The 24,833-nt window shown below is 46.0% G+C and carries 28 protein-coding genes, 2 tRNA genes and 1 pseudogene; 21 read left to right on the plus strand and 10 right to left on the minus strand.

Going from position 1 to position 24,833, the window contains the following annotated elements; all coding sequences use genetic code 11:
• Positions 1 to 9 precede the first annotated feature (9 nt).
• Positions 10 to 756 carry a MobC family replication-relaxation protein gene (gene mobC, locus HF650_RS14890; RefSeq protein WP_022065100.1) on the plus strand — a complete coding sequence of 249 codons (747 nt, stop codon included), beginning with the start codon at positions 10 to 12 and terminating at the stop codon, positions 754 to 756.
• A gap of 193 nt (positions 757 to 949) precedes the next feature.
• Here mobC and HF650_RS14895 read toward each other — a convergent pair whose 3' ends face one another.
• Complete coding sequence (locus HF650_RS14895) at positions 950 to 1,897, minus strand: zincin-like metallopeptidase domain-containing protein (protein WP_045903283.1); 948 nt, start codon at positions 1,895 to 1,897, stop codon at positions 950 to 952.
• 957 nt (positions 1,898 to 2,854) lie between these two features.
• Here HF650_RS14895 and HF650_RS14900 point away from each other — a divergent pair.
• The 8 genes and pseudogenes from HF650_RS14900 to HF650_RS14935 all read left to right on the plus strand — a co-directional run bounded on the left by HF650_RS14900 (position 2,855) and on the right by HF650_RS14935 (position 8,121).
• A complete protein-coding gene (locus HF650_RS14900) occupies positions 2,855 to 3,904 on the plus strand; it encodes a thymidylate synthase (RefSeq protein ID WP_223284175.1) in 1,050 nt (349 codons plus the stop codon).
• On the plus strand, positions 3,901 to 4,359 hold the full coding sequence (locus tag HF650_RS14905) for an adenylate kinase (protein ID WP_223284176.1): 459 nt from the start codon (positions 3,901 to 3,903) through the stop codon (positions 4,357 to 4,359). Before HF650_RS14900 ends, HF650_RS14905 begins: the two co-directional genes overlap by 4 nt.
• A 90-nt stretch (positions 4,360 to 4,449) precedes the next feature.
• Positions 4,450 to 5,481: a nucleotide kinase domain-containing protein gene (locus HF650_RS14910; protein ID WP_022065022.1), complete on the plus strand. Its 1,032-nt coding sequence runs from the start codon at positions 4,450 to 4,452 to the stop codon at positions 5,479 to 5,481.
• A gap of 21 nt (positions 5,482 to 5,502) precedes the next feature.
• Positions 5,503 to 5,994: a TIR domain-containing protein gene (locus tag HF650_RS14915; protein WP_022065023.1), complete on the plus strand. Its 492-nt coding sequence runs from the start codon at positions 5,503 to 5,505 to the stop codon at positions 5,992 to 5,994.
• Positions 5,988 to 6,650: a hypothetical protein gene (locus HF650_RS14920; protein WP_022065024.1), complete on the plus strand. Its 663-nt coding sequence runs from the start codon at positions 5,988 to 5,990 to the stop codon at positions 6,648 to 6,650. Before HF650_RS14915 ends, HF650_RS14920 begins: the two co-directional genes overlap by 7 nt.
• 427 nt (positions 6,651 to 7,077) lie before the next feature.
• A pseudogene (locus HF650_RS14925) lies at positions 7,078 to 7,221 on the plus strand (IS30 family transposase); the annotation flags it as partial.
• Positions 7,222 to 7,237: 16 nt separating this feature from the next.
• On the plus strand, positions 7,238 to 7,549 hold the full coding sequence (locus HF650_RS14930; RefSeq protein WP_187799304.1) for a restriction endonuclease: 312 nt from the start codon (positions 7,238 to 7,240) through the stop codon (positions 7,547 to 7,549).
• Positions 7,550 to 7,575: 26 nt separating this feature from the next.
• Entirely contained in the window at positions 7,576 to 8,121 is a 546-nt protein-coding gene (locus HF650_RS14935) for a hypothetical protein (RefSeq protein ID WP_187799305.1), read from the plus strand.
• 151 nt (positions 8,122 to 8,272) lie between these two features.
• Here HF650_RS14935 and HF650_RS14940 read toward each other — a convergent pair whose 3' ends face one another.
• The 5 genes from HF650_RS14940 to HF650_RS14965 all read right to left on the minus strand — a co-directional run bounded on the left by HF650_RS14940 (position 8,273) and on the right by HF650_RS14965 (position 13,692).
• Positions 8,273 to 9,091 (minus strand): hypothetical protein, encoded by an 819-nt coding sequence (locus HF650_RS14940; protein ID WP_187799306.1) that lies wholly within the window; start codon positions 9,089 to 9,091, stop codon positions 8,273 to 8,275.
• Positions 9,088 to 10,281 carry a toll/interleukin-1 receptor domain-containing protein gene (locus tag HF650_RS14945; protein WP_022065027.1) on the minus strand — a complete coding sequence of 398 codons (1,194 nt, stop codon included), beginning with the start codon at positions 10,279 to 10,281 and terminating at the stop codon, positions 9,088 to 9,090. The genes HF650_RS14940 and HF650_RS14945 overlap by 4 nt, the downstream gene beginning before the upstream one ends.
• A gap of 554 nt (positions 10,282 to 10,835) precedes the next feature.
• Positions 10,836 to 11,447 carry a TIR domain-containing protein gene (locus HF650_RS14955; protein WP_065953648.1) on the minus strand — a complete coding sequence of 204 codons (612 nt, stop codon included), beginning with the start codon at positions 11,445 to 11,447 and terminating at the stop codon, positions 10,836 to 10,838.
• Entirely contained in the window at positions 11,447 to 12,175 is a 729-nt protein-coding gene (locus HF650_RS14960; protein ID WP_187799307.1) for a hypothetical protein, read from the minus strand. The genes HF650_RS14955 and HF650_RS14960 overlap by 1 nt, the downstream gene beginning before the upstream one ends.
• Positions 12,176 to 12,699: 524 nt before the next feature.
• Positions 12,700 to 13,692 (minus strand): helix-turn-helix domain-containing protein, encoded by a 993-nt coding sequence (locus HF650_RS14965; protein ID WP_187799308.1) that lies wholly within the window; start codon positions 13,690 to 13,692, stop codon positions 12,700 to 12,702.
• A gap of 118 nt (positions 13,693 to 13,810) precedes the next feature.
• Between HF650_RS14965 and HF650_RS14970 the strand changes: the two genes are divergently transcribed.
• From HF650_RS14970 to HF650_RS15020, 11 genes are all read left to right on the plus strand, one after another.
• On the plus strand, positions 13,811 to 14,575 hold the full coding sequence (locus tag HF650_RS14970) for an alpha/beta hydrolase (RefSeq protein ID WP_187799309.1): 765 nt from the start codon (positions 13,811 to 13,813) through the stop codon (positions 14,573 to 14,575).
• A gap of 17 nt (positions 14,576 to 14,592) precedes the next feature.
• A complete protein-coding gene (locus HF650_RS14975) occupies positions 14,593 to 15,207 on the plus strand; it encodes an NAD(P)H-dependent oxidoreductase (protein ID WP_187799310.1) in 615 nt (204 codons plus the stop codon).
• Positions 15,208 to 15,217: 10 nt separating this feature from the next.
• Positions 15,218 to 15,526, plus strand: a complete 309-nt coding sequence (locus HF650_RS14980) for a YciI family protein (RefSeq protein ID WP_187799311.1) — start codon at positions 15,218 to 15,220, stop codon at positions 15,524 to 15,526.
• Positions 15,527 to 15,631: 105 nt separating this feature from the next.
• Positions 15,632 to 15,820 (plus strand): YjfB family protein, encoded by a 189-nt coding sequence (locus tag HF650_RS14985; protein ID WP_187799312.1) that lies wholly within the window; start codon positions 15,632 to 15,634, stop codon positions 15,818 to 15,820.
• Positions 15,821 to 15,922: 102 nt separating this feature from the next.
• Positions 15,923 to 16,624 carry a TetR/AcrR family transcriptional regulator gene (locus tag HF650_RS14990; RefSeq protein WP_187799313.1) on the plus strand — a complete coding sequence of 234 codons (702 nt, stop codon included), beginning with the start codon at positions 15,923 to 15,925 and terminating at the stop codon, positions 16,622 to 16,624.
• Positions 16,621 to 17,598, plus strand: coding sequence for an MDR family oxidoreductase (locus HF650_RS14995; RefSeq protein WP_187799314.1), 978 nt, complete (start codon positions 16,621 to 16,623; stop codon positions 17,596 to 17,598). The genes HF650_RS14990 and HF650_RS14995 overlap by 4 nt, the downstream gene beginning before the upstream one ends.
• A 133-nt stretch (positions 17,599 to 17,731) precedes the next feature.
• Positions 17,732 to 19,186 carry an AMP nucleosidase gene (locus HF650_RS15000; protein ID WP_187799315.1) on the plus strand — a complete coding sequence of 485 codons (1,455 nt, stop codon included), beginning with the start codon at positions 17,732 to 17,734 and terminating at the stop codon, positions 19,184 to 19,186.
• A gap of 483 nt (positions 19,187 to 19,669) precedes the next feature.
• Complete coding sequence (locus tag HF650_RS15005) at positions 19,670 to 20,035, plus strand: DUF3592 domain-containing protein (protein WP_187799316.1); 366 nt, start codon at positions 19,670 to 19,672, stop codon at positions 20,033 to 20,035.
• Between the two features lie 108 nt (positions 20,036 to 20,143).
• Positions 20,144 to 20,506, plus strand: coding sequence for a DUF3592 domain-containing protein (locus HF650_RS15010; protein WP_187799317.1), 363 nt, complete (start codon positions 20,144 to 20,146; stop codon positions 20,504 to 20,506).
• Between the two features lie 13 nt (positions 20,507 to 20,519).
• The gene (locus HF650_RS15015; protein ID WP_187799318.1) at positions 20,520 to 20,927 is read left to right on the plus strand and encodes a hypothetical protein; all 408 of its coding nucleotides are present in this window, start codon (positions 20,520 to 20,522) and stop codon (positions 20,925 to 20,927) included.
• A gap of 36 nt (positions 20,928 to 20,963) precedes the next feature.
• Positions 20,964 to 21,377, plus strand: coding sequence for a hypothetical protein (locus HF650_RS15020; protein WP_223284177.1), 414 nt, complete (start codon positions 20,964 to 20,966; stop codon positions 21,375 to 21,377).
• Positions 21,378 to 21,442: 65 nt separating this feature from the next.
• On the opposite strand, the gene HF650_RS15025 is transcribed toward HF650_RS15020, so the two are convergent.
• Together HF650_RS15025 and HF650_RS15030 are read right to left on the minus strand one after the other, a co-directional pair.
• A tRNA-Asn gene (locus HF650_RS15025) sits at positions 21,443 to 21,518 on the minus strand.
• An 80-nt stretch (positions 21,519 to 21,598) separates the two neighbouring features.
• Positions 21,599 to 23,086: an EmmdR/YeeO family multidrug/toxin efflux MATE transporter gene (locus HF650_RS15030; protein WP_187802704.1), complete on the minus strand. Its 1,488-nt coding sequence runs from the start codon at positions 23,084 to 23,086 to the stop codon at positions 21,599 to 21,601.
• Positions 23,087 to 23,249: 163 nt separating this feature from the next.
• Between HF650_RS15030 and HF650_RS15035 the strand changes: the two genes are divergently transcribed.
• A tRNA-Asn gene (locus HF650_RS15035) sits at positions 23,250 to 23,325 on the plus strand.
• A 218-nt stretch (positions 23,326 to 23,543) separates the two neighbouring features.
• Here the strand turns inward: HF650_RS15035 and HF650_RS15040 are convergent.
• Both HF650_RS15040 and HF650_RS15045 read right to left on the minus strand, forming a co-directional pair.
• Positions 23,544 to 24,101, minus strand: coding sequence for a hypothetical protein (locus tag HF650_RS15040; protein ID WP_187799319.1), 558 nt, complete (start codon positions 24,099 to 24,101; stop codon positions 23,544 to 23,546).
• Between the two features lie 8 nt (positions 24,102 to 24,109).
• Complete coding sequence (locus HF650_RS15045; protein ID WP_187799320.1) at positions 24,110 to 24,550, minus strand: hypothetical protein; 441 nt, start codon at positions 24,548 to 24,550, stop codon at positions 24,110 to 24,112.
• Positions 24,551 to 24,833 lie beyond the last annotated feature (283 nt).

The raw sequence follows: 24,833 nt of genomic DNA on the forward strand, positions 1-24,833 counted from the left end.
GGAGCGCTTATGTTGATTTCATCCTTTCACGAGCGCCAGACGCGCAACAGCAAGAAAATAGAACAACTGCTTAATTTCCTGAAAGAAGAAACCTACAGCGATTTCAAAACGCTGATGCTGCTATTTGGTTTCCGGGATCATAAATCGCTTTATTCGTTGTTGGCAAAAACTGAGCAAATGGGGTTAATCCAGAAGCATGTGCTTGAATCACGGACAATGAAAATTTCATTATGGGGGATCACCAGCGACGGGCTGGCGGTGGTGTTAACTCCGGATGATAAAATCTTTCCCGCGAGGTTTGAACCATCAAAAATCACCGGCTGGACGCTGGAGCATCATCTTGATAATCAGGCCGCCAGGCTTATTCTGGAGAAGAAAGGCGCTTCGGGATGGATTAACGGCGACCGGGCCACCTTTATCAGCCAGTATCAGGTGAAACATCGCCCGGACGGGTTATTAACCCTGCCTGACGGAAACGTTATTGCCATTGAAACCGAGCGCCGCCTCAAAACCCGAACCCGCTACCAGTCGATTATTGCCAGCCACCTGCTGGCCCGTACCCGCAAACAGTGGATTTATGTTTTTTATGTCATGCCTGACCCACAGAAAAAACGGGCACTTGAGCTGCTATTTCACAGCATCAGACACGTCATCATCAACCATCAGCACGTCCCGCTGGAAGAACGCCACCGTCGGGTGTTTCGCGTTTATACCTTTGATGATCTGAAACACCTGTCATTAGGCAATTATACGTAAGTTTTTACTCAGGCCATCACGATGGCCTCACCGGCCTGGCGGCGATACCGCCAGGCCGGAAGTTTTTTATTGCACTGCGAGGCGCAGACTGTCCGGTACAAGCTGTGCTGCGTTCCGCCTCAGTCTGCGCTTTGCAGCGTTACTGGTTAAAAACCATGTAACCGCATTCCCTTGCGGTTGTCCGGCTTCGGCCTCAGAGTTTATCCATCAGATAACGATGCGCTTTAGAGGAGGCGCTGGCCGCTTTGAAAATAAAGCGCTTGTCGTTTTTCAGCGCTTTCAGCCAGGAAGCAATATAGCTTTCATGCTGTACCTCTCCATCAATCCCCAGATCCGCCATCAGAAAAGCACTTCCCAGCTCCGCCACCAGTTCTTCCTCTGCATAACCCGCACTGCCAAACTTCCCTTTCATTTCACGGTTCAGGCGTTTTTTACCCCCACTCCAGTGAACCAGCTCATGCAGGCTGGTAGCGTAAAAGTTAACCGCATCCGAAAACAGATGGCGCTCAGGTAGCCAGACTTCATCAGTTGAGGGGTTGAAAAAGGCGTTTTGTCCTTTCTCAATGATGTTTGCGCCACTCTTCCGTAACAGATTCTCAGCCTGCGGCAACGGGTCAAAGGTTGCTTCCGGACTGACAGTTTCAGTCGTCAGGGGCAGGCCGTCGATTTGCTGAACGTTAAATACGGTGAAAGTTTTCAGCATCGGGATATGGTCAATTTCTCCGGCGTCGTTTTCCTTCTCCAGCGTGGTGTAGAAAATGGCTGTGGTGCCACGTTCACGCGTGTGAACCTGTCCACCTGCCATCTGCGCCTGTTTATAGGTCAACCAGCGTGAATCGCTGAACCCCTGTTTTGATGCACTGCTCCACAGCAACATGATATTCATGCCACTGTAGGCTACGCCGGTGGCGTAATTAGATGGCAATCCAGACATGCCGGATACACGCTGCCACGGGCAGGACCAGGGTTTAACACCGGCTTCCAGCGCTGCAATGATGTTGTCGGTGACGGTCTGATAAATGTCGGTTCTGGTTTTAGAAAATTTCGTTTTTGAGGAGCCTGACGGGTCCAGCGGGGATACGCTGGTCGCCGCTGCGGCGTTAGGGGCTCTTGTCAGGGAGATATGCAGGGTATTCGTCATGGTTTTTTCTCCGTCAGTGTGTGATTTTCGTCTTCGTATCGCCTGACGGTTCGCTTTCCCGGCATCGTTCTGTCCTGCAAGGGCGCAGAATGCGTGCCATTTACCCTTGCGGGACGGGTTGTGTTGGGAAACGATTAACCGGAAGCGAATACGGGGAACGGAAAGCACACAGGAGAAAAAAATTGCCCCTGCATAGCCGGGCATAGCACCCCTTACTCCGCAGTGGTGAAAAGCAGATTTGGTGATGTTGAGCCGGAGACTGGCACTGACAGGAACTTCATGTAGGTGTTAGCATGCTTTCTTGCCGGACGAGGCGGTCCTGCTAACTGGGGGCGGTTTGTTGTTAAATTGTCTCGTTCCGGCATCAATCACTACCTGTTCTGGGCTGTCTACGTATTGAACGCAGCATAGAGTCTATCTAACACCACCCGGATCCGGGGTTAGAGATTTCTTGAAACAGGCCACAGCGCCGTAACCGGGGCACCCGGGCGTAGCGAGCGGCCCCAGCTTGCTACGCAGGTGTGACTATGGTTTTGGTAGTAACCAACATCGACAGTTGTGCTTCTAGTACATATAAGAGGCGGTCTTACTAGCTAGCGACTCGCCCCCCCACTTAAGTAATAAGTCTAAAGTTTCGTAATTATCTGATTGCCAGATTGACCAAATCCATAACATGAGTAACATTTGTAAATATTCATACAAGTGCAGTGCCTAGGCAACTGAGGGCGGTAGCGTGGGTCGAGGTCTCACTTTCTACATTGGAAGCCAATTGGCTATCACGTTCGAGCCTGTTCTTAGCAGCAAGAGATTGATACGTGCTATCCGGTTAGTCCAGACTATGGCTGGACCAAATTCTGGATTAGGTCCAATAAACTATATCAACTAGAAAAATATTTTTAATAGCATGAGGTTTTGTTTATGCACGTCATTTACGGAGAAACTATTAACGATGTAATAATGAAACTCTTGGAAAAAGTGCTTAATGAAGGAGTTCGTGTTTCGACAAGGAATGGGGATGCTATAACTATTTATGATGTTAGTATGATCTTGCGAAACCCTAGATCAAGACATTTAAGTTTAGCGGGTCGAAAAAACAACATATTCTCCACATTTGCTGAAGCTATATGGGTATTTGCAGGCGATAACCGAATTAAACCATATCTAACTTTTTTTTTACCAAGAGCGCCTAAATACTCAGATGATGGTGTCACTTGGCGAGCAGCTTATGGAGAAAGACTATACGCTCACGGGCAACTTGAAAATGTCGTGCAACAATTCAAAAACGAAGGAATATTTACAAGAAGAGCGGTCATTAGCCTATACATGCCTGACAGAGATACAAGTGAAAGCCTCATAAAGTTATACAACATAGAACATAGTGTCGATATACCTTGTAATAACTTAATTCATTTCTTTATCACTCCTGACAAAAATTTAAATATTAAAATAGTCCAAAGAAGTGGCGATCTAATATTTGGAGTAAGCAATATAAACATTTTCGAGTTTAGTTTACTTCAAGAGATAGTACTTTCAATGTTACAGAGGGAAGTTGATAGCGAGATTAAACTAGGATACTTACATCATTCAGTAACTAATCTTCATATATATGATGATAGAATAGAACAAGCCAATGAAATACACAAAAGAAAAGAAGAACAAATAACAGATTTGATAAACGATGATGAAATATCATTTCCTCCATCACTACCAAATATAAAATCATTATTCTGTGATATAGTCTTATTCCTTGAAAGAATAATAACGGAAAATACATATAAAATAGACACAATAGAGAAGGAAACTGAAAAACTAAAAAAAAAAATATTTATTGAACATTTTGTAGAAACTGAAAGAAATTTACTCTGGGGATATGCAGAAGCAGCTTTATCATATATTTTTCAGGAAAGGTTTAAACAACCAATAGTGTTAACAGCTAAGTTAAGCGATGATTTCAATCTAAGCGTAACTTCCAATCACTTCAATAATTCTAATAAGGAGCGCCTATGAAAATTGCATTCATGGGAATATCGGGTAGTGGAAAAGATTTTCTTGCTAATTATCTAATATCCAACTATGAATTTGTTAGATTATCATTTAGCGATCAACTCAAAAAATTGGCCAATCATATTTACCCTTGGATGGAAAAGGATTATAGCCCTGAAAAGAAAACGTTATCACTCAATATAACCTTACCTACAGGCGACTTTATCAACCATTCACCAAGAGATATATGGCTGAGCTTAGACAAACTAAGGGAAATTGAAGAAAAAATATTTATTAGAATGCTATCAGAAGAGTTGAAAGCTTTAGAGGAAAATGAAGGAGCGAATAAAAACATAATAATTACTGACATAAGATCAAATGAAGAATTCGCATGGTGTAAGAACAATCAATTCACAATAGTTCATATAGAACCTGGGAAAATAATAATTATAAAAGATACGAAATTGACAAGTATGTAAATGAGAACAAAACAAAATCAGACTATCATTTTAACAATAGTGTGAACGGAATTGATAGTTTTAAAAACTTTCTCGAAAGGGTATTATTTAGTGAACAGTAAAAACGATCAACTTTTTTGTAATGTCAGAGAAATGAAAATTAAAACCGCTAAACCCATCTTAAATGAAGCTGTTATCAGGGAATGGTTTTATCATCAACGAGAGAGAACCTCTATATATTACAAGAAAGAGATACTTAACCTTCCGCCATATTGGACAGAAGACAAGATATTGAGAAACTATAAATTTGTAAATACTAAAAGAACATGGGACAAAGAAACCAAGTGGTTATTAACAAATATAACAAACAATGATAAATTGAGTTATGATAATAAAATACTCAATTCATTTCTATTTAGAGTGGTAAATAAAAGCGATACATTCAAGGAAATTGATGCGCCCTTTGATTTCACAAATATGACGATTCGTGATATTAATGAAAAAATCAGGGAGAAGACTCTCAATATATCCACAAAAAAACCAGGCTATGTATTTTTTAGTGCAGCCTATATTTTAGGAGGTCCGAAGTTTAATTTCGGGAAATACTTAGAAAATATAGAGGGCACAACGGAAAATGACATGGTAATTAGAATGATTAAATTTGTTTATTATAACCAAGATAAAATCGTTAATGGTGTAAAATCATCAAGAAATCAGCTTGAAGTTTTTGAACATTTAAAATCATTTTCAGGGATTGGGGATTTCCTAGCATATCAAATTTTCATAGATCTGACATACTTAGCCAATTTTCCGTTTACAGAGTTGAATTTTGTTATTTCAGGCCCTGGTTGTGAAAGAGGAATTAATTGGATTTTTTCTAATAGAGATGGAATGAATAGCGAAGAGTGTTTGTTCTGGTTCACTATTAACCAAAACAACATCGCGGAAAAATATAATGAACACTGGAACATGGATGAAATATTCCATTTCCTGCCTAAAGAAGAAAGAGTTTACACCTTAATGGATATGGAAAATAGTGGTGCATGCGAGATAGATAAAAGATGCCGAACTAAATTTAACAATAAAAGACCGAAACAAAAGTATCATTATCAAAGTAATAATATAGAATTATTTTATAATTAGCAAATTACAAAGGATTTTAAAATGGTTAAAGAAATTAAGAAAAATGTTTTTGTTAGCCATCATCATAAAGATGACGCTAGTGTTGATGGGATTTCTCGTTTAGCTGCAGCAAAAGGTTATCATTTACGTAATAGTTCTATCAGAATGAAACCTGAAAACCAGCAACGAGTTGAGGAAAAAAAACTTAGTGATAGAACGATTGCACGTTTACTTAGAATGAAAATGAGGTGGGCTAGTCAAGTTATAGTTGTTATCGGGAAAGAAACGCATACCAGACCTTGGGTAAACTGGGAAATTCAAGTAGCTCATCAACTTGGAAAACCAATCATAGGTGTATATGAAAATGGTTTAAAAGGCGATGTAAAACTACCAGAGAATCTCGAAAAGTATGCAACCTCTATAGTGGCCTGGAGAAGTGACGCCATTATCAACGCACTAGAAGGTAAAACTTCATTTGAAAAACCTGATGGTACGGATCGTGATAAAGTTCAAGGTGGGAATGTCGTATGCTAATTGAGCCTAACTCTCACCTTTATGTCTATGCAATAACGAGAGACTTTGGTTTTGCACCCAATCCATTTCATGGAAGTTGTACCTTGGCAACATGCAAACCTGGAATTAGAAAGTCTGCTAAAGTGGGTGATTGGATACTCGGAGTTGGTGGAGCTAATTTAAAATCAGCTAAAAAAAAATGTATCCTATTAATGAAAGTTTCAGAAAAAATTAGTTTCAATGCTTATTGGGAGGATACCAGATTTTCTATCAAAAAGCCTGCTAGAAATGGTAGTCATGTACAAATTCTGGGCGATAACATCTACCATCAAAATGAAAAAAATGAATGGATACAAGAAGATTCTCATCATAGCAATCCTGATGGTTCATTTAACATGACAAATCTTGAACGAGATACTAGTTCTAATAACGTGTTGATTTCTGATCATTTTTATTATTTCGGTAATAAAGCGATTGAAGTAGACTTAGACTCCCTTGAATATCATAGAATTAGAAACTATAAAAAGATTCCTTTAAATTCTACAATACCAGCCATTAACCTTATAAAAAGAATTGAATTTGATTTTAGAAGTGATAAAAATTCAGTTATATCTGACCCATGCAATTTTTCTGATTTCTATAAACGTGTAGATCAGCGAACTGGAGAGCTTTATTGATAGGTGCACATATTTTGTGTTCCATATATTTTTAGTCTATCATTTTTTCAACCATCGCTGTTACTCTCCCGGAGGGAGTCTAGTCAAAAACTCATGAAATAGCTTGCTGTTATATTCTTTAGATAGGCGTTAAATAGTACCTCAGACATCATTAAATATTCTAAAAAAAATAAAACCCAAAGCTTCCACCGTTATGTCCAGTAAAAAGACATTCGATTGAGTGTGGTGTATAAATCAGTAAGAGAAACGGTTTATTTATGTAAGTAATACCTGCCTGATTTAACAAATTGTTAGATATAAAATTTATTAGCTCAAAATTGAACTGACTGTTTTCTCTGGCAGCGTACAATCAAATCTGATCGTCAGTTTTGAGCTGTGAGTTCAACGTATCGATGCAATGCCATCCTTAATCAAGGGGGGTGTTACCATGAAACGAAGAACGTCTATTAACTACAAGCCAGAACAGAAAGCGATTATCTGGGACAGATATAAGCATGATGATTCCTTGTATGACATCGCCAGAATATTCGACAGATATCATTCTTCTATCATGCCCACTATGCACCAGACATTAAGAGGAAGTTTAAATGAGCAACCATAAGAAAAATATCGATACAGATTGGTATAATTTCCAAGAAGAGATTTGTGAACATTTTAAAAATTTAGGTGCCAACGCTAAGACGAATGTTACAGTAGAAGGTGTAAGAGGAATTTCGAATATAGATGTGGTAGTGGAATCCAAATATCTTGGGACTGATTTCAAATGGTTCGTAGAGGCTAAGTATTGGAATAGTAATGTCACAAAAGAAATTGTTCATGCTTTTTTTACAGTGCTTCAAAATACCGGTGCCGATAGAGGTTTCATCATTTCAAAAAAAGTTTTCAATCAGGTGCAATAGAAGCCACGAAGCATACAAATATAAGTTTGTATACACTTGACGAATTTAAGAAAAAAACAAACCATCTTGTGCAATCTAATATATTAAAATCTTTTTTGAATCGTGCTATTTTAACTAGCACTAGATACTGGGGGCATACAAAGAAAACAAGGATAAAATATGAACTTAGATATGAAATGTTTGATGATAGAGAAATCCTTTCATGCGCTGTAATTCTCATTATTGTTACCGACTTAATTATCGATGAAGAGATTACCTATCCATTTGATGTTTCTCACTACACAGGGAAACAAATAGATCCAATTAACAGTTTTCATGAGTTAATGCATTGGTTGAATTTAAGTTTGAATGAGTTAGATCGTAGAATACTAGATGCTGAAATAATGATGAAGGTCAACGGAGATTTCGATCCTATATATGAATATTACACACCTGACATCATTAGAATTTGCACTAAAGAAAGAATTGATAACTTTTTAGATTATAGTTTCTTTCCTGAAAAGGAAAGAAAAATCTTGATTGCACAAAAAAAAATGGCAGAAGACTACAGAAAAAGTCGGAAGATTAATTGAGGGTTTGATATATCCGAACAATAGTGCAAGCCGTTCTGATAGACACGTCCGCTCTCGGCACAGAACTGTCTGTAAGATTAGATTTAGTTCTGCGCCATTAGAGTTCCAAATTAAGTCTAAGCTGATACATAAAATGGACGATAGATTTTTTTCAGCCACGTTTTACTAATCTAAAAAGCCCTCTCAAAATCATAGCGATAGCCTGATCTACATGAGGAGTCTGTGCTAGCACAACATTTTCCAACTCAGTAAGTCCATTGTTCAGATCCTTGTAAGAAAAACCGGCAAATTCTTCCCGCCCTCTCCAGTTGCGTTGCTGCATTCCGTCAGATTCCACAATATTCAGAGCCTCCGTGATATCTTTTGCACATCCACCAAAGCCTCCCATAATAAAAAGGGGTTGTTTAGCACGAAGTGATAATACAGCCTCTTCTGCTATACCGGGCATTGCCCCTTTATACTTATCAACCTGCCCGCCAAGAATAATACGGGCATGTGTGTCTTGTAACATAGCATGTCGCATTGCTGTCAAACCTATTGCCCAATCTTCATCAGAAGGAATAGTTGCTATGTAATGGGCTCGTTCTGCCATTGGCAACGGCTCGCCATCCCGATTGAACAAAACAAGTCTTGCCATTCCTTTCAGGTCCGCACTTAGCCTTTCCAAGCCACTGGCATCTTTTTGCATATGCACCGGCCATGCAAGATAGTTCAATATACTGGAACGTTCATCCCCCTCATCGGCATCTCTTCTATGGCGTGCTACTAACTCAAATAACAGTTCAGTAAAACCATTAGCACGTAGATCTCCGCCATAAACAATCCGGGCTCCCAAGGCTAATAAATGACGCGCAATTTCTGTCATCGCGTCATATAAATGCTGTTTACTTAACCCCAATACAGGCATATCTGGGCTATCTGATGTAGATATTGCAATAATATGCTGACTAAGCATTTCACGATAAGTCATGATGTTCCCTCTGCCAGCCATTCGGTAAAACTTCTAAGCCTGATACCGGGTTTAACTTCTTCAAATAATCGCTCTTCTTCCGAACTTAAGGGTGGGTCAGGATATACAATTGTAGGTTGCCCAATACCGGGGAACTTTAAACCAGCAAGTGAAATTAACTCTGGCGCACGTGGAACAAACTGCACTGCACTTTGTTTAGTATTAACCAATTGTATACGACAACGCCACAGAAAATCTTTCAGAACCTCATCAAGCAGGCGTGCAATAATGATATTAATTCGTTCAGCCTGCTGGGGATCCATTCTCACTATGGGGACATTTCCCATATAAGGAAATCCCCTTTCATCCAATTCGCTAATACAGTTGGCAACAACTAAAGGTACACTATTACGTTTAGCTTCTATAATCTCTCTGCGACACCATTCACGCGAGGAATAAGAGTCGGTATGTATGGCAACAACTGCGCTTTGCGCCAGCTGTTTCAATAGCACCTGATGAAACCGAAGCCCAGCAGGGATATCATGGACATCAAAGAATGAACTTAACCCATGTCCACTATGTAATTGCTCACGTATCAAACGAGCAATCCGCTCTCCATCTTCATCATGTTTAGAATGGCTAAGGAATATCTGAACTTTCTTGAGATAATTAAGCAAATCATCTTCATCTTTTTCTGGTTGTTTCAGATGTTCCAGGTAATGACGCAGCATCCTGCAAAATTCGTATGTAAGCTCACTAATCAATCGTATATGAAGATTTGCAGTATTGTTACTCCCATCCTGTATCCATTGGTCCCAGCGCAATGCCTGCTCTTCCAGTCCAAGATTTAATCCTTCTCCTTCAATAGCAATGGGGAAAAGATGTGTACCCAGTCCAGCTATTTCCGACTGCGTGGATAGCTCCCGAAGGTAAGTCCCCCATTCAGGATCATTTGCCATACATGATTCTGCAAGTATAAGTACTGCGGTGGTCTCTGATTCTGAAAAATTGATCGGCAACGGCTTCCCCGTTTCAGGTAGAGGCTCAGAACGAAAAATAACACTTAAACCGGTTCCTCCAGCAACGTTCTGATAGAGTTCCCGACGAAAGTGTCCCCGCAATATTTCAGCCAGTCCAGCACCACCGGCGAAATCCGGGTGCCAAATGATATAAACAACAAGAAATGGTTTTGCTAAATTCGTCTCAAGCATATTATGCATTCCTTAAGCGGCGTTCACGAGTGTTTCTTATCAGAGTATTACTACGGCAATTGGCTTGTTCGATATATCCCCTACACGACGAAATGTTAGCTGTAAAATTAGCCCAACTTACCCACAGTGCATATCCAGAATCAATATTATCACTGAGTCGGGCGGGCACATTCACTCGTCCAGAAGAATTTGATAACAATGTTGGTAACTGGACACCAATAAGTCCATGTTGTTTATCAAGCGTCGCTTTAATTTCCCAGTCAATATATTTCCTCCCCCATGATTCATTACCGACCAAGACAATAGAACATGAAGTCCCTGTGATATAATACTCACGAATACGTCGCATGACATAGTCAATATCCTCACTATCAACTCGACGATCAAGGGAATTATCCGTTACAGCCTCATATTCGTCATGAAATTTTTTTGAGAATTCATTATAGTAATATTGGTCACCATCATGGTGGTAACTTAAAAAACCTTTCTTTTAATTATTTCGCTATTATACATATCTGATCCCTTAAATTTATCTTAGCGTAAAAACAATCTAATCACCATAGTAAATTAGTTCTTATAGCAGGAACATCCGCGGGATTTTTCTTTGCTGCTGGTTCCATAACATTTCTTTTATCAAATGCCTGGTTAATATAAAATTCATTATTCCCTATAAAATCTGAATACTTAACTAGTGAGCAATAAACATCCATATCCTCATAGTGCGGAACGACTTTTGAAAAGCTATGATTTTTTTTAATTAACCAAGGGAGATAATGTTCATAACCCCAATCAATGGTTCTAATTCCAATGCCGCAATTGCAAAAAACATCACTACATACACCAGAGCTAAATACGCTCGAATATATTTCATCTCTAATTACACCGATTAATCCAGCAGGATTCGCCCCCCATAAAGATGCTTGAATTTCTGAGTTAATGAAAGGTCTGTTGGCAGTTTCTGTACCTATGAGTACTACTGTTACGGTAGAGTCACCAAGATAGTCCTCCCGAATTTTCCGCATAATGTAATCTTCACTGACATTACTGCTCATATCCCCGTCACTTACGGACTTATCAATAAATGACGCACCACCAAATGCTTCAATGATTCCGTCCTTCAAATCTTGTTCGTTTGCATGATGATAACTCAGAAAAGTTTTATGCATTACTCCTCCCACTTAGCAATATCGATGTTAAAAATAGCACTAACTTCCTCACAGAAAAATTTATTAATGCATTCAAAATCAGCCATCAATTGGCTGAAATGATAGTAATGAGTCTGGATTATTCCAATTGGTGTTAAATGATAAATTAAAGAAACATTTTCACCGTTAGAATCCTTATCCCTCGTCAATACAATATCGTTTGTTGAGATGTACTTATGCCAACGCCTGTAATTATTCTGATGTTTGGTAAGCAATTGATTCAGTTTTTTTAGCATTTTATTAGATATACGATACAACTCCATATCTCTTTTCCGCTTAACATCCAGCACTCTTATTTCAACACGAATGAAATTATAGATATCATATAAAGAGTTAAAAACCTCCTCAAGTGAGTCAGAATGTGGATCAATTTTGAACACACTTCTTTTAGTATCAAGGAAATTGCGAACAGATCTTTTATATAGCAAGTCAGAACTATCAAATAAAATATTTAACCCACCGAAAGTTAATTTTTCTAACTTTAATGAATATTTTCTCTCTAAAATACCGAAAAACAAAAATATAGTAATCAATGATAATATTAGAATTGAAAGGAGCGCTTTTACAAAATCAAAATTTGATATGATATTTTTGATAAACCACCATTGTGAGGCCGGTAAAAAAGAGAAGCACCCCATTAAAATAATTGCCATTAAAATAATTCCAACTAGTAACAATCCCCTAACCATAAGCGAATCCTTATGAAAAATTTCAATCAAGTTGCATTTTTATCAACATACTGAAAAACATTATTCACTATTATCAATGAGTTAAAGCCACATAACACAATTACTAATTAATGCTCAGAGATTACTATACCCTGATTCGGATTTCTCCGAAATCCTTCAGGATATCAATTTCACTTTTCACAGCCTGATTAAAAATTTGCGTATATCTGATGGACTGCATTGGAGTTTTCTCTAGACAAGCAGTGGATATCTTCATCAGCTAGCTGTCTGTGGCAATGCAGGACGGTAACAGATCATTAAAACATAATGCACCGGCAGAGTACCGATTGTACCTTATCCCCCAATGGGCATTGCTTCTTCTTACAAGTGCATACATTTCTTAGAGGGGGTCATTCTGGTGGTCTTGACAGAAAAGGAATTCAGGTTTAGCTTACTTATTAGCCAGTTATTGGCAAAGGCGATCCCAGTCAGAGGAGCCAAATTTAGAAAAGCCCGCTTTTAAGCGGGCTTTTTGCTTTTCAGCGTCATCCGCCCTGCTCCGTCGGCGCGCGCTGTCTGCTTCGGCTCCACGCTTTATAGCGCGCCGGGGACATACCGGTCACCGCGCTAAACGCCCGTCGGAATACCGTCTCATCCTGATATCCGCAGGCAAAAGCCACCTGGCTAACACTATTGCCAGGCATCTCAAGCAGCGTAATCGCGCTCTCAATCCGCACCCGGGTGATAAAACTTTTTGGGCTCTCCTGCAGCAGATCGCGCATTTTCCGGTGCAGTGTGCGCGGCGTCATATTGAGCGCGGCGGCAAGTTGCTCAACGGTGATTGCCGGGTTCTGGTAGCGCACCAGATGCTCGGCTTTGGTTAATAGCGGGTCGACAGAATTAAGAAAGCCTTTTGGCGCATAGAGCTGCTGGGAGAGCGGCTGGCTGTCGGCAACGGCCATATCCGCCATCAGACGGGCAATCTCTTTACCGGCGTGGTTAGCGACAATATGCAGCGTGAGATCCACCCACGATAGCGGCCCGCCAGTGGTGATGACATTGCGATCCTCGGCCAGTGCTTTTCCCCACACCGGTTTTGCCCGTGGGTAGCGTTCGCGAAACGTATGGAACAGCCACCATGTCGTGGTGCAGATCCTGTCGGTCAGCAACCCCGCCTCGCCAAGCACAAAGCCGCCCGCACAGGCACCCGCCACCACGCTTCCCTTCGCATGGCAGCCTTTTACCCACTGCGCGGCCTGCGCAACCGCCTCTGCGTCAATGGGGTGCTTATCCTCATTAAGCTTCATGCCGCTGGCGATAATCAGATCCGGGCATCCCTCAAACGCGCCGTCGCTCTCGATCATTCGCCCCTGCGCATCCGGCACGGATTTCCCCCCGGCCGTCACGATCTGCGTTTCAAAACGCGCCGTGGCGTGATGATTTTGTTCGATAACCTGGTTGGCTAACCAGAACATATCCGTTAACCCCGCCAGTGCTGAACGCATACTACCGGGTAATGCCAAAAGTACTACGCGCATACGTCACCTTATCACTCTGTCCGATTTTGCATTATAGATGTCAAATAAGACACTACTCGCCCGCCGCGGATTCTTTCACACTTCTCCCAACTTCTCCTCCATTGATTAAAGCCTGGCAATGTGGCGCAACTTCATGCTGTTAACCGTGCGGGTTTTCACCCTGCTGCTGCTGACCGTTTTTGCCACCCAGGCAAAGGAACAGACTATGCCTGATATCGTTCTGGTCCACGGCGCGTTTACGGATGGTTCAAGCTGGTCGGCAGTGATAGTAAGGCTGCAGGCGATGGGCTATCACGTGACGGCCGTACAAAATCCTCTTACCTCCCTGCAGGATGATGTTAACGCCACCCGCGCAGTTATTGCCCGCCAGCATGGCCCTGTTTTGCTGGTCGGTCACTCGTGGGCGGGCGCGGTGATCAGCGAGGCGGGTAACGATCCGCGCGTCAAAGGGCTGGTCTATCTCTCGGCGCTGGTGCCGGACAGCCACGAGTCTGTCGCCGACCTGCTGACGCGTTTACACGCGCCGATGACGGGCCTGTCCGCCGATGAGCACGGGTTGATCTGGCTTGATGACTCTGTGCTGTTTCATAAGGTGATGGCGAACGACCTCTCCCGCCAGCGGGCGCAGCTGCTTGCCGCCGCACAGCAGCCGATTGCCGCACAAGCCTTTACCGACACCCTCACCCATGCTGCCTGGCACGATAAACCGTCATGGTATCTGGTGACCGAAAATGACGCCGCCCTCAACCCAACCGTACAGAGTGCAATGGCAAAAGCGATCGGCGCGACGCACGTTTCACTCTACTCCAGTCATCTGTCGATGATCTCCCATGCCGATCGCGTGGCTGAGTTTATCGATCGGGCTGCCCGCACTCTTCCCTGAACCAGAGGCTATTGGTTATGAATATCCTGCACATTGATTCGAGCTTTAATCACACGCACTCCGTCTCGCGCCTGCTCTCCCGGGAGATTGTCGACCGGCTGATGCAAAGCGGGCGCTATGACGAGGTGGTTTATCGTGATGTTGTTGATGACGAGATACGCCATCTGACTGCGCCTATCGCCGCTGGGTTCCGGCCGGTAGCAGAGCGCGATCTCGCGGCCAATGTGGCCGTTGAGCACCGTCTTTCCGAGGCGCTGGTCGCAGAGTTTCTGGCAAGCGATCTGATTGTTATCGGTGCGCCGATGTACAACTTTTCAATTCCGAGCCAGCTGAAAGCGTGGCTGGATCGCCTTGCCCAGCCGGGCAAAACCTTCAGCTACACCGCGCAGGGGCCCGTTGGACTTGCCGGGGATAAGCGGGTGATTATCGCCTCTTCGCGCGGCGGCTTTTACCACGATACGCCGCTAGGGGGGATGGATTTCCAGGAGCGTTATCTCAATGCCTTTTTTGGTTTCCTCGGCATCACAAATGTCGCGTTTGTGCGCGCGGAGGGGATCTCGAAAGGTGAGGCGGTGAAAGAGCGTGAAATTCAGCATGCCATCGCCTCGGTGGCCGATGTCATTAACCTGTAAGGAGCCGCAAATGTTATACGCAGTGACATTAAGCTGGATTACCTCCCCTGAGCGGCTGGAGCCGTGGCGCGAGGGGCATAAAACGTGGCTGGTGGAAGGGCTTCAGCAAGGGATGGTGATTGTCGCGGGTCCGCTCAGCGACCATTCCGGTGGTTTTATCCTTATGCAGGCGCAGGATGAGAAGCAGATTGAGGCTTATCTCCAGCGCGATCCTTTTATTATCAACGCTCTCGTCTCGATAGCACGGGTCGCGGTTGAGCCGGGGCTGCGCTCGGTGGATTTCCCTGTGCAGTGGGCAGCCGTCGCGAAGGCGGTGTAGCAAGCAGGCTTCGCGTAAAGGTTTGCGCCCGTTTGCCGATAACAGAGTGCGGCGTTAATTTCGCCGTGCTGAGCGATGTTGCTCGACAACAAAAGGATGATCGACATGGATCCAATTCAGATCGCATCATTAGCCAGCAGCCTTGATTCTTATCAGCTCGATAACCAGGTGAACACCCTGGTGCTGAAAAAGGCGCTGGATTCGCAACAAACTATTGCAACGGATCTGATCAAACAGATCCCGCAGTTGCCTTCTAATCCGGCTATCGGTCGTAACATTAATACGACTGCCTGACTGGTTTGCCCGCCCTGCGCGGGCATTTTTCTTTCCGCCTCGCTTGCCTCCTCTCCCCGTCCAGCGTAGCCTTAAACCCATTAAAACCAATCGGTCTAAATTATGGATGGCGATAGCATATTGACGCAAAAGCCGCGTCGTGGCCGCCCGCCGCAAAAATCACGCGACTTTACCGACACCCGCCAGGCGCTGATCCGCTCGGGCCTTGAGGTGCTGACGGAGAGCGGCTATCTCTCCGCAGGAATCGAGGCGGTGATCAAAAATATCGCTGTACCTAAGGGTTCGTTTTACCACTGTTTTAAGAGCAAAGAGGCGTTCGGTATGGCGGTGCTTGATGCCTACGGGGCCTTCTTCGCCCATAAGCTTGATACGTTTCTGCTCAATATGTCACTTACGCCCTTACAGCGACTGGACGCCTTTGTGCATCACGCAGGTGAAGGGATGGCGAAGTATGATTTCCGCCGCGGATGCCTGGTCGGCAACCTGTTGCAGGAGACGCCGCTGTTGCCCGATGCATTTCCAGCGCAACTGAAATCTATTCTGAACGACTGGGAGTGCCGTGTCGCAGCCTGCCTGGCCGAAGCGCAAGACTGCGGCGAGCTGCCGCAACAGGCGTCATCCGAGGCGCTGGCCAGCCTCTTCTGGTCCGGCTGGGAGGGTGCGGTGATGCGCGCCAAACTCTTTCGCAGCGCAGAGCCGCTCGATCACTTCTGGGCCTTCTTCCGAAAACAAATTCAAATAACACCTGCAGAGCCGGCATTACGCCGAAACCCACCCCTCATGACGAGGAAAACGCAGTTATGAAAGCATTAGTTCTGGAACAACATGAGAAACAGACCCTCGCCGCGGTGCAAGAGATCGCCCTGCCCGACCTTGCAGAGGGCGAGGTGAAAGTCGATATCGACTGGTCCTGCCTCAACTACAAAGATGCGCTGGCGATCACCGGCACAGGCAAAATCGTACGCCAGTTCCCGATGGTGCCGGGCATCGATTTCACCGGTCGCGTCAGTGAGAGCCGCGATGCGCGTTACACACCGGGCCAGGCGGTGATCCTCACCGGCTGGGGTGTGGGAGAGAATCACTGGGGCGGCCTGGCAACCCAGGCCTGCGTGAAGGGCGACTGGCTGGTGCCGCTGCCGCAGAGCCTGAGCGCGCGCAATGCAATGATCATCGGCACCGCCGGTTTTACCGCTATGCTCTGTGTTAACGCGCTGCAAGAGGCGGGCGTGAAACCGCAGGATGGCACGGTGCTGGTTACCGGTGCCAGCGGTGGCGTCGGCAGCACGGCGGTGGTTCTGCTGAAAGCGCTCGGCTACGGCGTGGCGGCGGTGACGGGTCGCGAATCAACCCATGCGTTTCTGCGCCAGTTGGGTGCGGATCAGATCCTGCCAAGAAGTGAGTTTGACAAGACGCGCCCGCTGGAGAAGCAGCTCTGGGCAGGCGCAATCGATACGGTTGGCAGCAAGGTGCTGGCGAAAGTGCTGGCGCAGACCAACTATGGCGGCTGCGTGGCGGCCTGCGGCCTGGCGGGCGGTTTCGATCTCCCCACCAGCGTAATGCCCTTTATTCTGCGCAATGTGCGTTTGCAGGGCGTTGACTCGGTGATGGTGCCTGCTGAAAAGCGCAGCGCCGTCTGGGAGAAGCTGGCGAGCACGCTGCCGGAGAGCTATTACCAGCAGGCCGCAACAGAGATCGCGCTCGAACAGGTGCCTGCCACTGCCGCCGAGTTCCTCAACAACAATATTCAGGGCCGTACGCTGGTCAACATCCACGCGTAAGCCGCTTCCGGCGTGCGCTGGCGCGCCGGATCTTTTCTCCCCCCGTTTCTTCCGAATCACTGGTCGGCAACTTTCGTTTCACAAAGTCGTGACATATTATCGGTAGAGCCGTAACGCAGATAAGGAGATAAAAATGACCAACGAGGGTGCAAATCTGACCCCGGAACAGGCGCTGGATCAGCTGGAAGCGCTGTATGACCGCTCCGTCAATGCCCTTCGCGAGGCGATTGGTGTCTATATTGAGAAAGGTGAGCTTCCAAACGCAGAGGCGCGTGAAAAGGGGTTGTTCGTCTACCCCCAGCTGTCAGTGAGCTGGAACGGCAGTGCGAGCAAGCCGTCGAAAACCCGCGCCTATGCACGCTTTACCCACGCAGGCCGCTACTCCACCACCATTACCCGCCCGTCGCTGTTTCGCGCCTATCTTATCGAGCAGCTCACGCTGCTGTGCCAGGATTATGGCGCACAGATCGAGGTTGGCCTGTCGGCCCACGAGATCCCTTATCCTTATGTGATAGACGGTTCAGAGCTGACGCTGGATCGCTCAATGAGCGCCGGCCTGACGCGCTTTTTCCCGACCACTGAACTGGCGCAAATTGGCGATGAGACGGCAGATGGCCTGTTCCACCCGACCGAGCTCTACCCCCTGTCGCACTTCGACGCCCGCCGCGTTGACTTTTCGCTGGCGCGCCTGCGCCACTACACCGGTACGCCGGTCGAGCACTTCCAGCCGTTTGTGCTGTTTACCAACTACACCCGCTATGTGGATGAGTTTGTGCGCTGGGGTTGCAGCCAGATCCTCGATCCCGATAGCCCCTATATCGCCCTCTCCTGCGCGGGCGGCCACTGGATCACCGCGAACACCGAAGCGCCAGAGCAGGCGATCTCCGATCTGGCGTGGAAAAAACACCAAATGCCTGCCTGGCACTTAGTCACGGCGGACGGTCAGGGCATTACGCTTATCAATATTGGCGTTGGCCCGTCGAATGCAAAAACCATTTGCGATCACCTGGCGGTGCTGCGCCCGGATGTCTGGCTGATGATTGGTCACTGCGGCGGCCTGCGCGAGAGCCAGCAGATTGGCGATTATGTGCTGGCGCACGCCTACCTGCGTGATGATCATGTCCTTGATGCAGTGCTGCCGCCGGATATCCCGATTCCAAGCATCGCCGAAGTGCAGCGCGCGCTGTATGACGCCACCAAAGCGGTGAGCGAGATGCCTGGCGAAGAGGTGAAACAGCGCCTGCGCACCGGTACGGTGGTTACTACCGACGATCGCAACTGGGAGCTGCGCTACTCTGCTTCCGCGCTACGCTTTAACCTCAGCCGTGCGGTGGCGATTGATATGGAGAGCGCCACCATCGCCGCGCAGGGTTATCGCTTCCGTGTACCCTACGGTACGCTGCTCTGCGTCTCGGATAAGCCGTTGCACGGCGAGATTAAGTTGCCAGGCCAGGCGAACCGCTTCTATGAAGGAGCGATTTCCGAGCATCTGCAAATCGGTATTCGCGCCATCGACCTGCTGCGCGCCGAGGGCGATCGTCTTCATTCCCGTAAGCTGCGCACCTTTAACGAACCTCCCTTCCGTTAAACCTGCCTCCCTCACCGCCAGTTTCGGCTGGCGGTGAACTACCAGATTTGGCAGCCAGAAGATTCTCAAAAGCGTAGCCATTGAGCGAAACAGCCTTTGTCAGAGTGTTAAGGTAGAGCGAATTAAGACGCTTAAATCATGCAGAGGCCGAACACAGGTAACCCTTTTACAGGCTGGGATATCGCTTCTGGAAACTGACAGGTCGCGTGATGAGGACGATAAGAACTTGCGGGATTTCTTTGCCAGTATGTCCGCTCTTGAATTCGCGTGCATGATTTTCGGTATCGATGGACCAATCCTTTTTGTGGTATGAATTTTCCTGGGTTTTAGGAATTCCTCAAACAGTTTTCACACCGCGCAGGCTTTTCTGAAACGCCATCGCTGTTATGCAGATTGGTACTGCGCACAATGATGCTTCGGCTCATCACACGTAGCTAACCCGCAATATGGCGAGATAAAGGGATACAACAAAGGGTACAGGAGATGCTTGCGAATACTGCATTGGGGTTAAATGTCATTATCTGCTGCTGCGTCATCACCATTGTGTTTATTGGCGTACGTAACTCTATCCTTGCCGGGCGGGCGCATGATCGCATTAAAAAGTCAGGAAAGGAGACTACTGCCCGGATTACTCATGCGCAGCAGCACGATAACCAAAAAGTTGAAGGTGTTTTGGTACTGCATGTGAAAGTAGAGTTTGATGCTGAGGGTAAGCGGATAGCTACAGGGAAAGATATCATCGTAAACACTTTTAATGCTGACAGTTATAAGAGAGGCCATGAAATCACTATTCGCTACATGAGGGATGATCCTACCAACATTGTAGTGATGGGCGATGTAAGAAATTAACGGCATCTTTTGATAAAGCTGCGGTTTGTGATGGGTAGCATAACTTAATATTCCAGCAGCTTCTTCCGACCTTTGCGGAATATAAGATCTCAATTTGAGTGGGGAGTCATGGCAACGATAGCATTCTGGATACTGATTTGCTTTGTGATATTTTCCGTCGTGATCATCTTTATTGGCGTACGCAACTCTGTGGTCAGCGGGCGCGAAGAAGAAATGATCAAAAATAGAGGTAAGGAGACCACTGCGCTAATCACCCATGCTGAACAGAACAAAAACCAGAGCATCGAAGGAGTATTGCATTTAAACCTCACTTTTCAGTTTACCGCTGGCAACCAGCAGAGGATCACACAGCGCGAGCTTTTCGTTCGTATGCTTCATCTTGAGGAGTTCAAGCCTGGAAAGGTGGTGACAATACGCTATTTAGAAGAGGAGCCGACGAAATTTGTCGTGATGGGTAATTGCACAAACTGAGGGAACAAGACTAATGGGTATGCAGCATTTTTTCGCCTCCCTCAAACCTGTTGAGTGGATAAGTATCCTGCTGAGTTTTACCGTCACACTGCTCTTTTGCTGGTGGATCTGTTTTGGTACTAAAGGCAGGTCGACCAGCATCCTCGCTGGTACTATCTACCTTACGCGTCATCGTTGGGCCGGTGAGCTTTACGCTACGCAGATTGAATCCTGGGAAGAGACCGATACCTTTTATGAAAATGCCCGGTTCGTCGATCTCTTTTTCTATCTTGACTCATTACCCAACCGCTTTTGCGCTAAAGCACTGGTCTCTCCGCTGCAGCTGCATTTTTTGCGACGCGGATTACCGATCGTAGTAAAAAAAGGCAAATGGAAACTGATGGCGGTAATGCACATCGGTGATGGTGAGAATGCTGGTTAACATTGGGTAAGAAAGCAGCTTAAAAAAGGAATAGCGGTGTTTAAAAACTGGATTACACATATGTCGGCGTTTGAGATGACCTTCCTGATAATTGGCATTGCTACGCCCATCGTCTTTATGGTCGCTATTTTTTTTACCTTCCGGGGAAGCTCTTTAGGCATGCGTGCTGCAAAAGTGTTTCTCACGCGCGAAAAGTGGCCCGGTAAAATCTACAACACGCGTATCGTCTCCTGGCAGCAAACGAATATGTTCTATGGCAATGATCTCTTTATCGACATCTCTTTTCATCTCGATAATCCGCAGCAATTACACTCGGCAAAAGCACTGATCGCACCTGCACAGCTGCACCTGCTCAGGAAAGCTCTACCGATCGTGGTGAAAAAAGGGAAGAAGAACAATATCGCTGTACTGCAACTCGGCGCATGGGACGCCGGGCAAACGAGTAAGTGATCGCAAGAAAGATTGCCAAAAGGCAGAAAGCAAAAAGCCTGCTCGTAAGCAGGCTTTTCAAAATTTGGCTCCTCTGACTGGACTCGAACCAGTGACATACGGATTAACAGTCCGCCGTTCTACCGACTGAACTACAGAGGAATCGTGTGAACGGGGCGAATATTAGCGGTGCTCCCACGCCATGTCAAAGCCTGATTTCACATTTTGACGCGTTTGCCGAATTATTCTCCATTTTGCACAGAAATGGGCCGTTCCGTCGGCGTTTTCTGCGGCTTCGGATACTTCCATAGCCAGCGTCCGCTGACCATCCGCCAGTAGAAAAGCGCGCCGCGCACCGCCCAGTCAAGGAACATCCCAAGCCAGACGCCGACCACACCCATACCCAATACAATACCGAGTGTATAACCTGCCACGACGCGACAGCCCCACATTCCCAGCATCGATACCCACATCGCGAAACGCGCGTCGCGCGCGCCTTTCAGCCCGGCGGGCAGTACCCAGGAGGCGGCCCAAATCGGCATAAACGCAGCGTTAAGCCATAAAAGGATCTTAACGACCTCTTTTACATCCTCTTCATGGGTATAAAATGCGGCAAACCAGCCGGCAAACGGCGCGGTTCCCCAGGCAATGGCGGTGAGCAATAGTGTGGAGAGCCAGAAGACATGGCGTAGCTGGCGCTCTGCCTGGGCAATCTGCCCTTTACCGAGGCGTTTGCCGGTAATGATAGTCGAGGCAGATCCCAATGCGTTACCGGGCAGGTTAATCAATGCCGCCACTGAGAAGGCGATAAAGTTACCGGCGATAACATTGGTGCCCATTCCGGCGACGAACATCTGCGTCAACAGTTTGCCACCGTTGAACAGCACCGATTCGATGCTGGCAGGAATGCCGATGCCCATCACTTCCCAGATGATATTGAAGTTAAGTTTCTCGAAATAGCTTTTGAGCGGGATCCGCAGCGAAGGGTTAAAGCCAATCATCAACACCCAGATAATCGCCGCTGCACCAATATAACGTGAGATGGTCAACCCAAGACCGGCACCAGCAAAGCCCATTCCCTGCCAGCCGAAAAAGCCGTAGATCAGCGCGCTACTGATGATGATATTGAGAATGTTCATGCCGCCGTTAATCAGCAGCGGGATTTTAGTATTTCCTGCGCCACGTAGCGCACCGCTGCCGATTAGCGCAATTGCCGCCGCCGGATAGCTCAGAACCGTTAACTCAAGATAGGTGAGCGCCAAATCTTTCACCGGCTGGGTCGCCGCGCCGGCAATAACGTCGATAATTTCACGGCCGAAGTAGTGGATCACCGCCGCCAGCACGATGGCGAACAGCGTCATAATCATTAGCGACTGCCGCGTTGCCGACCTTGCCCGTTCAGCGTCGAGTTTGCCGAGGCTAAAGGCCACTACCACCGTTGTGCCGAGATCGATAGCGGCAAAAAAGGCCATCACTACCATATTAAAGCTATCGGCAAGACCTACGCCCGCCATCGCCTCTTTGCCAAGCCAGCTCACGAGAAAAGTGCTGAGCACGCCCATCATTAGTACACAGGTGTTTTCGAGGAAGATTGGCACAGCAAGCGGGGTGATTTCCCGCCAGAAGAGCACGCGGTAGCTTTTACGCTTTCTATACCAGGGGGTGCGCATGACGGCCTGGCGAAGGGGGGTGACGACGTTCAAAATAGTCCTTGCCGTAAAAGATGAAATTACATTTCAAATGATGGGGGAGAAATGGTGATCCTGCAAAGCAATTCAGCATAAATTGATGTCAATACATGCAAATCGCTGATGGAATCAGCAGTTGACTCCCCTCCCCTGAAATGGGGTTTGACAAAAGATTTTTCGCCGCTAAGATAAGCCTCCACACGATTCCTCTGTAGTTCAGTCGGTAGAACGGCGGACTGTTAATCCGTATGTCACTGGTTCGAGTCCAGTCAGAGGAGCCACATTGAAGAAGCCCGCTCAGGGAAACCCGAGCGGGCTTTTTGCATTGCTGCTGACGGGTTAACACCTCGCACAGCTTCACCTGGTAATTATGACCACCCTTTACTGCGCGGCCATAGCACAATCAGAGTGTTTAGCAGTATGCGACGAAGCCGCTTTCCCGGTTCCGTCGCTTCCAGCCGCAAAGCGAAGGTTGTACATTTCGTTCAGCCTCACTTCCTCAAGGGAACATTGCGCTAATCAGTTCACTCTTACTCATAGAAAATAAGCCTTTCTCTGTCTCTGTTAATTTTCCAGATGAGATGAGCTTCTTCTTCTCGACTTCAAATCGCGGATCGTCTGCTAAGTAAAGCGCCATGACATAATTATCATCAGTAACATGATGAGTTTCGAATAGCGCGACTGCATCCTTGTAACAACTTTCCGCGTCTTTACCACTCCTTTCGACCAACATGCACTCTGTAAGCTTCGAACCCGGCTGAGGATTATTTTTATTGAGCATTTCCATTTGCTCCAGCCCGGAAGGATATTTCTTATCGGCAATTAATATGTTGGCATACATTTTTCTGACGTTGTTATTGTCAGGATGCTTAACCGTCAGCTCTTCAAGTTTTTTTAAATAGCCTTGTTTTTGCGCACCATCAGCAAGTGTATATTGAGTAACAAGATTAGCGGCATCCTCTGTCGCTTTATCCTGGTATTTAATGCTATTGGCTGCAATCACCACAATCGGGAGTAAAATCATCGAAAGAAAAACCAAAGAGAATTTAATTTTCATTGAATATCTCACCGTTGAAATTGCGTTAAGTTTATTTCTCGGTTCATGCTGGGAGGAATAGGCACAGCCTGACCCGTATAATCAGCGTAAACGTAGCCACACTGTATTTTGAGTGATGGTACTGAGTAAGTATCTTTAGGAATGAAGAAGCTGGTATCACCTATAAAAATATCATCCATGCCTAATGCCCACGTCTCATTTGGTTTTCTACTCAGAACATATTTTTTGTTATCAATGCTATTCACAACGTTACACCAGAAAAGAACTTTTCCTGATCCTGCTGCCTTGGCTGCAGTGGTACGGCCAATTGCAGCTATGCGAATATCCTTACCCTCTTTGGTATCCGTCTCCGTGACAGTCACAACCACAGAGAACCCCCCGTGCATTATGCCGACCCCTTCAACAAGCAAATTAGCAAGTTGCGAGAATGAAAACTGCTTAGTAGCCATATGATCTCCTTATACCCGTTTGAGCCTGGATGAATATTACCCAACATCATTTCAATTTACTACCGTGCCAAATGTTTCAGTAGGTTATTATTAACAAAGAACGCTATAATCGCTGTCACGCTCAGTGTCAAAAACGTATTTTACAATACTAATGAACGTTATTCGTATACCTGAAAACCAGGTAAAACCGCTTCTATGCAGATAATGGAGAATGCGTTGAGCTGCTCTGGTTTTTACATGAGGGCTTATAGATAAATCTTAGAGTAAAACTATTGTCAGCATG

Origin of the sequence: Kosakonia sp. SMBL-WEM22, assembly GCF_014490785.1 — a bacterium.
GTDB lineage: Bacteria > Pseudomonadota > Gammaproteobacteria > Enterobacterales > Enterobacteriaceae > Kosakonia.